General features: G+C 71.3%; 10 protein-coding genes. 6 read left to right on the forward strand and 4 right to left on the reverse strand.

The genetic code is table 11. The features are described 5' to 3' along the window. Positions 1-82: 82 nt before the first annotated feature. Complete coding sequence (locus G3N18_RS15105) at positions 83-1,570, forward strand: sensor histidine kinase (protein ID WP_196385087.1); 1,488 nt, start codon at positions 83-85, stop codon at positions 1,568-1,570. A 37-nt stretch (positions 1,571-1,607) separates the two neighbouring features. Here the strand turns inward: G3N18_RS15105 and G3N18_RS15110 are convergent, their stop codons facing one another. Continuing rightward, positions 1,608-1,856, reverse strand: a complete 249-nt coding sequence (locus tag G3N18_RS15110) for a WhiB family transcriptional regulator (RefSeq protein WP_196324119.1) — start codon at positions 1,854-1,856, stop codon at positions 1,608-1,610. A gap of 257 nt (positions 1,857-2,113) precedes the next feature. Here G3N18_RS15110 and G3N18_RS15115 point away from each other — a divergent pair, with 257 nt between their 5' ends. Then, a complete protein-coding gene (locus G3N18_RS15115; RefSeq protein WP_196385088.1) occupies positions 2,114-2,512 on the forward strand; it encodes a histidine kinase in 399 nt (132 codons plus the stop codon). 6 nt (positions 2,513-2,518) lie between these two features. On the opposite strand, the gene bcp is transcribed toward G3N18_RS15115, so the two are convergent. The 3 genes from bcp to aroA form a co-directional block, all read right to left on the reverse strand. Continuing rightward, positions 2,519-3,007, reverse strand: coding sequence for a thioredoxin-dependent thiol peroxidase (gene bcp, locus G3N18_RS15120; protein WP_196385089.1), 489 nt, complete (start codon positions 3,005-3,007; stop codon positions 2,519-2,521). A 143-nt stretch (positions 3,008-3,150) separates the two neighbouring features. After that, a complete protein-coding gene (rsgA, locus tag G3N18_RS15125; protein ID WP_196385090.1) occupies positions 3,151-4,191 on the reverse strand; it encodes a ribosome small subunit-dependent GTPase A in 1,041 nt (346 codons plus the stop codon). A 12-nt stretch (positions 4,192-4,203) separates the two neighbouring features. Then, positions 4,204-5,574 carry a 3-phosphoshikimate 1-carboxyvinyltransferase gene (aroA, locus tag G3N18_RS15130; protein ID WP_196385091.1) on the reverse strand — a complete coding sequence of 457 codons (1,371 nt, stop codon included), beginning with the start codon at positions 5,572-5,574 and terminating at the stop codon, positions 4,204-4,206. Positions 5,575-5,683: 109 nt separating this feature from the next. On the opposite strand from aroA, the gene G3N18_RS15135 reads away from it, so the two are divergent. From G3N18_RS15135 to G3N18_RS15150, 4 genes are all read left to right on the forward strand, one after another. Then, positions 5,684-6,304: a sigma-70 family RNA polymerase sigma factor gene (locus G3N18_RS15135; RefSeq protein ID WP_196385092.1), complete on the forward strand. Its 621-nt coding sequence runs from the start codon at positions 5,684-5,686 to the stop codon at positions 6,302-6,304. A gap of 13 nt (positions 6,305-6,317) precedes the next feature. Continuing rightward, positions 6,318-6,563 (forward strand): zf-HC2 domain-containing protein, encoded by a 246-nt coding sequence (locus tag G3N18_RS15140; protein ID WP_196385093.1) that lies wholly within the window; start codon positions 6,318-6,320, stop codon positions 6,561-6,563. Positions 6,564-6,644: 81 nt separating this feature from the next. Continuing rightward, positions 6,645-7,235 carry a hypothetical protein gene (locus G3N18_RS15145; protein WP_196385094.1) on the forward strand — a complete coding sequence of 197 codons (591 nt, stop codon included), beginning with the start codon at positions 6,645-6,647 and terminating at the stop codon, positions 7,233-7,235. A gap of 17 nt (positions 7,236-7,252) precedes the next feature. Then, positions 7,253-7,966 carry a response regulator transcription factor gene (locus G3N18_RS15150; protein ID WP_196324113.1) on the forward strand — a complete coding sequence of 238 codons (714 nt, stop codon included), beginning with the start codon at positions 7,253-7,255 and terminating at the stop codon, positions 7,964-7,966. The last annotated feature ends 163 nt before the right edge of the window (positions 7,967-8,129 follow it).

Genomic DNA, 8,129 nt, shown 5'->3' on the forward strand with positions numbered 1-8,129 from the left:
GACGCCCGGCGCCCCTGCCCGGGCGCCGCGCGCGCACGGCGTGAGCACGCGCCGCGGCTGCACGCGCCAATAGGCTGGGGGCGTGTCGACGCTCAGTGATCTCGTGTACGCCCAGGGCCGCTCCACCGATGCCGACGTCGAGTGGCTGCATCGCCTGGCGGGCGACGGCCAGCTGCTCGCCGACCTCGCCTTCGCCGACATCGTCATCTGGGTGCCGACGACCGACGACTCGTTCATCGCGGTAGCGCACACCCGTCCGTCGGGCGCGGCGACGCTCTTCTACCGCGACATCGTCGGCGACCTCGTGCGCCCGCAGTGGCGCACGCAGGTGCGGGATGCCTTCACGCGCGCCGAGATCGTCGATTCCGCCTCGCCCGACTGGTTCGAAGAGACGCCCACACGCGTGCGCGCGGTGCCGATCGTGCGCGAGCGCGGCACCGCTGAGCATCCCCCGACCGTCATCGGCGTGCTCACCCGCCACACGAACCTCGGCGAGACCCGCACCCCGTCGCGTCAGCAGATCACGTTCAACGACTGCGCCGACGACCTGTTCGGCATGATCGCCTCGAGCGACTTCCCCGATCTCGCCGCCCCGACGTCGCCCCGCCGTGGCGCGCCCCGGGCATCCGACGGTCTCATCCGGCTCGACGTCGACGGCATCACGACCTTCGCGAGCCCGAACGCGCTGTCGGCGTTCAACCGCCTCGGCTTCGACGACGAGCTCGAGGGCGAGTCGCTGCTCGAGGTCGCCACCGGCATCCTCCCCAAGGGGCGCGATTTCGACGAGTCGATGCCGATCGTGATGGCCGGCCGGGCGCCGTGGCGCGCCGACCTCGAGGCGCGCGGCGTCACGGTGTCGCTGCGGACGATCCCGCTGAAAGACAACGGGCACCGCGTGGGAGCGGTCGTACTGTGCCGCGACGTGACCGAGATCCGCCACCAGGAGCAGGAACTCATCACGAAGGATGCCACGATCCGCGAGATCCATCACCGCGTGAAGAACAACCTGCAGACCGTCGCGTCGCTGCTGCGCATCCAGTCGCGGCGCACGCACTCCGACGAGGCGCGCGACGCCCTCACCCACGCGATGCGGCGGGTGTCGGCGATCGCGGTCGTGCACGACACGCTCTCGGAGGGGCTCGCGCAGAACGTCGACTTCGACGACGTGTTCGACCGCGTGCTGAAGCTCATCGCCGAGGTCGCCGCCTCACCCAACACGCGCGCGCGCACGATCAAGACCGGCACGTTCGGCACGCTGCCGAGCGCCTACGCGACGCCGCTCGCCCTCGCGCTCACCGAGCTCGTCACGAACGCCGTCGAGCACGGCCTCGCAGATCAAGAAGGCGAGGTCGAGATCATCGCCGAGCGCACCGAAGACCGCCTCGACGTGAAGGTGCGCGACACCGGCGTGGGCCTGCCCGAAGGGCAGGTCGGCCGGGGCCTCGGCACACAGATCGTGCGCACGCTGATCCAGGGCGAACTGAGCGGCTCGATCGACTGGCACACGATCGTCGGGTCGGGCACCGAGGTGACCATCGACATTCCGATGCGCTACCTCGATCGGGGCTGAGGGGTCGCGCGTCGCGATGGCCCCTCGTGGGGCGTCGTCAGCTGGCGCGGCGGGCGCGGGCGGCGCGGCGCTTGAGCGCGCGACGCTCGTCTTCGGAGAGGCCACCCCAGACGCCGGAGTCCTGACCGGTCTCGAGCGCGTACTGCAGGCACACCTCGGTGACGGTGCAGCGAGCGCACACCGCCTTCGCCTTCTCGATCTGCTCGACCGCGGGGCCGGTGTTTCCGACCGGGAAGAACAGCTCGGGGTCGACCGTGAGGCAGGCAGACTTGTCGCGCCAGTCCATAGTGAATTGCTCCTTGATGGGGGAAGTGAGTGACATGCAGGGGCGGACTCGGGTGTCCGCTACCCTGGTGGGTGTGCGAGCTCGAAGGCTCGCCCCACGTCGCTGTGGGAGCACACTGGTTCATCTATGGTCCCACGCACATTCGGATGAATCAAGAGTGAACTGCGCATTTCCCGCCGGGGATTGCTGTGCATCTGCTCCACGCCGCGCCTCTCGCGCCGCGACGGACGATCCTTCCCGGCAGACGAGGAGTGCGCATGCAGGTCACCGCCGCCGAACGGACCGCCGCGATCCTCCTCGCCCTCGAAGGCCTCGCCCTGCTGTTCGTCGCGGGGTGGGAGATCGTCGCTCTCGTCGGCGGCGATGTCGAAGACGTGGGCAGCTCGATCGCGCTGATCGTGCTCACCGTCGTAGGTGCGGCGGCGGTGCTCGCCTTCGCGGTGGCCACTTCGCGCGGTCAATCGTGGGGGCGCTCGGGCGGCATCGTCACGCAGCTTCTCGTGCTCGCCGTCGCGCTCGGCGCGGTCACCGGGCCGGCGCCGTCGATCTCATTCGCCGTCGTCATCGCGGTGCCCGCGATCGCCGGGCTCGTCGTGCTGTTCGCCGCGGCGCGTCGCGCCGGAGCCCGACGCCGAACGGATGCCCCGGAGGGCTGATCCGCGTCAGCCGACGCCGAGCAGCGTGCGCAGGCGCGCGACGTGGCCGGTGGCCTTGACGTTGTACAGCGCGTCGACAAGGGTGCCGGAGGCATCCACGACGAACGTCGACCGGATGACCCCTTCGACCGTCTTGCCGTAGTTCATCTTCTCGCCCCACGCGCCGTAGGCCTCGTGCACGGCGTGGTCGGGGTCGCTCAGCAGGTCGTAGGTGAGGCCGTCGCGTTCGCGGAACGCACGGAGCTTCTCGGGGGCGTCGCGCGAGATGCCGACGACGGCGTAGCCGGCGGCCTGCAGGGGCGCGAGGCTGTCGCGGAAGTCGCATGCCTCGGTCGTGCAGCCCGGGGTCATCGCCGCGGGGTAGAAGAAGAGGATCACGCCGCGACCGCCGTCCGGGGTGTCGGCGCCGCGCAGCTCGCGGAGCGAGACGGAGCGCTCGTCTTGGTCGATCAGCGTGAAATCGGGGGCGGGGGTGCCGGGCTCGAGCTTCGTCATGGCATCCAGCCTACGAGGCGCCGCCGCCTCGTACGCCGCCCAGACGGCATGCAGCGCGCGAAACGGGCGGCCATATGACGCGCTGCATGCCGTTTCGGTGAACGGGGGCGGGGTGGGGCGGGGCGGGGGAGCGCCGGGGCGCGTCAGCCCGAGAACGTCGCGAGCAGGCGCTGCAGCGAGTCGAGGCGTGCCGCTCCGCGCTCGCCCAGGCGGCCCTCGGCGACCGCTTCGATGATCGCGCAGTCGGGGGCGTCGGGCAGGTGCGTGCAGCCGCGCGGGCAGTCCTCGGCGACGGCGGCGAGGTCGCTGAACGCCTTCAGGATGTTGGCGGGGTCGACGTGGCCGAGGCCGAACGAGCGCACGCCGGGGGTGTCGATCACCCAGCCGCGGCCGCCCTCGCCGACGTAGCGCAGCGAGACGGTCGAGCTCGACGTGTGCCGTCCGCGCCCGGTGACCTCGTTGACGTGGCCCGTGGCGCGCAGGGCGCTCGGCACGAGCGCGTTGACGAGCGTCGACTTGCCGACGCCGGAGTGCCCGACGAACACCGTCGAGTGGCCCACCAGGTGCCGGCCGATCTCGTCGACCGGCATGCCTCCCGCGCCGCTCGTGAACACGGTCAGATCGTCGACGCCCTCGAAGTGCGAGAGGAACGCGGTCGGGTCGGCGAGATCGGTCTTGGTCACGACGAGCATCGGATGGATGCCGGCGTCGAGCGCCGCGATGAGGTAGCGGTCGACGAGGCGCGGGCGGGGCTCGGGGTCGGCCGCGGCGACGACGATGAGCATCTGATCGGCGTTCGCGACGACGATGCGCTCGACCTGATCGGTGTCGTCGGCGCTGCGGCGCAGCAGCGACGTGCGCCCCTCGATGCCCACGATGCGGGCGAGGGTGCCCTCGTCGCCACTCGAATCGCCCACCACGCGGGCACGGTCGCCCGTGACGATGGGCTGCTTGCGCAGTTCGCGCGCGCGAGAGGCGAGGGCGACGTGCTCGTCGGGGCCGTCTTCGTCGATCAGCACCGTGTAGCGGCCGCGGTCGACGCCGAGCACGCGGGCGATGCGCGCGTCGGCGTGCGCGGGGCGGCGCTTGGTGCGCGGCCGGTTCGCCTTGGGGTTCGGGCGCACCCGCACGTCGGCTTCGTCGAACTCGGGTTCGTCCTCGTCGACGTCGTCGAGCCAGCTCACCTCATGCTCGGTTCACGCGGCGCCCGGGGCGTCGGAGGAGGCATCCGTCGGCCCCGCCTCGCCCTGCAGCAACTGAGCCCACAGCTGCGGGAACTCGGGCATGGTCTTGGCGGTCGTCGAGATGTCGTCGACCTCGACGCCCGGCACGCGGAGCCCGATCAGGGCGCCCGCGGTCGCGATGCGGTGGTCGTGGTGCGCGCGCCACAGGCCGCCGTGCAGAGGGCGCGGGGTGATGCGGATGCCGTCGGGCAGCTCTTCGGCCTCGCCGCCGAGCGCGCGCAGGTTGCCGATCAGGGCGTCGATGCGGTTCGTCTCGTGCCCGCGGATGTGGCCGATGCCGTGCAGCGTCGTCGGCGCATCGGCGAACGCCGCGAGGGCGAACAGGGTGGGCGAGAGCTCGCTCGCCGCCGACAAGTCGAGGTCGACGCCGGCGATGCGGCGCGTGCCGGTGACGGTGAGCGCGCCGCCCCGGCGGCCGGTGCGGGCACCGAGCAGCGAAAGGATCTCGGGCAGGAGTGCGCCGGGCTGCGTCGAGGCGGGCGGCCACCCGGGAATGGTGACCGAGCCGCCGGTCAGCAGGGCCGCGGCGAGGAACGGCGCGGCGTTCGACAGGTCGGGCTCGATCACGGCGTCGCGCCCGCGCGGCACGCCGGCGGGAACGACCCACTCGTTCGCGCTGGGGCGCTCGACCTGGACGCCTCGTCGGGCGAGGGTCTCGACGGTCATGTCGATGTGGGGCACCGAGGGCAGCCGGCTGCCGGAGTGGATCAGGTGGAGCCCGACGTCGAAGCGCGGAGCGGCCAGCAGCAGCCCCGAGACGAACTGGCTCGAGCCGCTCGCGTCGATCGTCACCTCGCCGCCGCGGACGTGACCGCGGCCGCGCACCGTGAACGGCAGCGCCCAGTGGCCGCCGTCATCGATGTCGGCACCGATCTCGCGCAGGGCCTTGATCATCTCACCCATCGGACGGTGCAGGGCGCTGGCGTGCGCGGTGATCGTGACATCGCCGGTGGCAAGACCGGCCAGCGGCGCGATGAAACGCATGACCGTGCCGGCCTGACCGCAGTCGATGGTGACCCCGCCGTGGAGCGCGGCAGGGGGCGTCACGTGGAGGTCGGGGCCGAATGCCCCGTCGCTGGGGACGAGCTCGATGCCCACCCCGAGCGTGCGCAACGCCTCGATCATGCGCGCCGAGTCGTCGGAGTGCAGGGGAGAGGTCAGGGTGCTGGGGCCGTCGGCGAGGGCCGCGAGCACCAGTTTGCGGTTGGTCAGCGACTTCGACGACGGCACCGCGACCGTCGCCTGCACTGGTGCGTCGGCGAGGGGCGCGGCCCACGGCGCCGACGAAGCGGGCTGTGTGAGGGAATACCCGGTCGTGGTCATCGAGTTCTACCCTAACGAACCCGTCCGCCACCAGAGAAAGCAGAGGTCACAGTTGACAGCGACCCTCGCACCCGTTGTCGCGGAACTGTCAGACGTAGACTGGGCCGCGATGGAAGAGCAGGCGGCCACAGACGCGCAGACGGCCCAGGACCCGCGCACCCAGTTCGAAGACCAGGCGCTCCCGTTCATGGACCAGCTCTACGCGGCTGCCATGCGCATGACCCGGAACCCCGCCGACGCGGCCGATCTCGTGCAAGAGACCTTCGTCAAGGCGTTCGCGTCGTGGGCCTCGTTCACCCAGGGCACGAACCTCAAGGCGTGGCTCTACCGCATCCTCACGAACACGTACATCAACACGTATCGCAAGAAGCAGCGCGAGCCCTACCAGGGCACGATCGACGAGCTCGAGGACTGGCAGCTCGGCGGCGCCGAGTCGACCACCGCGACCAGCTCGCGATCGGCCGAGGCCGAAGCGATCGACCACATGCCGGCATCCGTCGTGAAAGACGCGCTGCAGTCGATCCCCGAAGACTTCCGCCTGGCGGTCTACCTCGCCGACGTCGAGGGGTTCGCCTATCAAGAGATCGCCGACATCATGAAGACCCCCATCGGCACGGTCATGAGCCGTCTGCATCGTGGCAGACGCATGCTGCGCGACCTGTTGGCCGACTATGCGCGGGAGCGCGGCATCGATGTGCCCGCCACCGCGACCTCGAAGAGCACGAAATGACCGGGAGCACGAAATGAGCGACTGCGGCTGCGACAAAGCGCGCAAGGATCTGGAGGAGTACCTCCGTCACGAAGTCTGCAAGACGCAGCACTCCGACATCACCGAGCACCTCAAGAACTGCCCCGCGTGCCGTGACGAGGCGCTCGTCGCCACGACGCTGACCGCCGTGATCGCACGCGCGTGCAAAGAGACGGCCCCCGAGCAGCTGCGCGACCAGGTGCTGGCGCGCCTGCGCTCCGAGCAGGCGACCCACCACTGAGTTCCCGCCCGCGTCATCGTGTCGCGGGATTGCGACACGGCGGGTACCCGCCCGCGACACGGCTCTCGTAGCGTGGATGCCATGACCACCGCATCCCGCTTCCGCGTCTCCACCGTCGTCGCGTCTCTGGCCACCCTGTCGATGCTTACCGCCGCCGTGAGCGGCTGCGCCGTCCGCGTCGAAGACGCGGCACCCGCGCCCACGGCATCCATCGCCCCGCAGGCGACGCGCGCCACGCCCGCCCCCGCCTCGACCGGAGCCCCGACCAGCGGTGCATCCGGCAGCGCCTCTAACAGCGCAGCGCAGGGGCCCGTGGCAACCGTCGACGACGACAGCATGGCGCGCCTGCAGCGCGCGCAGTACACCTCGTCGGTGTCGCAGAGCCTCACGTGCGCGGGCGGCGAGGTGTCGATCGACAGCAACGCCGACGCGCTCGTCGTGTCGGTCACGGGCGACTGCGACCGGGTGACGATCCTCGCGGACGGCGCCATCGTGCTGCTCCCCGCCGTCGGCACCGTCGAGGTGCAGGGCGACGGCAACATCGTGATCACAGCGTCGGCGCAGCAGATCGAGCTGACCGGCGAAGCCGACGCGAACCTCGTCGGCTGGGAGGCGGGCACCTCCGTCGTCCGCGACAGCGGGGTGATGAACGCCACCACGCTGATCCGTTGATCGGTACCATCCGAGAGATGACCGCCCCGCCCCGCCTGCTGCTCGTCGACGACGAGCGCTCCATCACCGACGGGCTCGCGCCGTTCCTCACCCGCAGCGGCTTCGACGTGCGCGTCGCGGCAGACGGGCAGGATGCCTGGGATCAGGTGTGCACGTGGCATCCCGACATCGTCGTGAGCGACGTGGTCATGCCGGTCTTCGACGGACGCGAGCTCGTGCGCCGGCTGCGCGAGGCGGGCGACGACACGCCGACGATCCTGCTGACGCGGGTGGGCGAGTCGGGGGAGCGGTCGGCGGCGCTCGAGGAGGGCGCCGACGATTACCTGAACAAGCCGTTCGATCCGCAGGAGCTCGTCGCGCGGGTGCGGGCCGTGCTGCGCCGTGCCGCCGCAGGGGGAACGCCGCTGCTCACGTCGCAGACTCTCGTCGCCGAGGGCCTGCGCCTCGACCGACCGGGCAGGCGGGTCTGGCGGGACGATGCCGAGGTGACCCTCACGCCTAAGGCGTTCCAACTGCTCGAGTACCTCATGGCGCGCCCCGCCGAGGTGCACACCCGTGAGCGCCTGCTGTCGGCCCTGTGGGGATTCGACTTCGCGACCCACACCCGCGCCGTCGACCACCGGATCGCCGAACTGCGCGCAGCCCTCGGCGACGATGCCGGCGCGCCGCGCTACATCGAGACGAGCGCGGGCGTCGGCTACCGCTTTCGCGCGGCCGTGAGCCGCGCATGAGTGCGGCGCGCATGAGCGCGCCGCGTGGCGAGCGTTTCCGCCGGGCGGCCGTGATCGTGCTCGCTTTCGTGCCGGCGCTCGCGGTGGCGGTCGTCGCCGCGGCGGCGTGGGCGGGCGGCGATGACCGACGCATCGTCGTCGAGACGACGGTGCCCGCCCCGCT

This window comes from Microbacterium paulum (assembly GCF_015707995.1).
Classification (GTDB): domain Bacteria; phylum Actinomycetota; class Actinomycetes; order Actinomycetales; family Microbacteriaceae; genus Microbacterium; species Microbacterium paulum.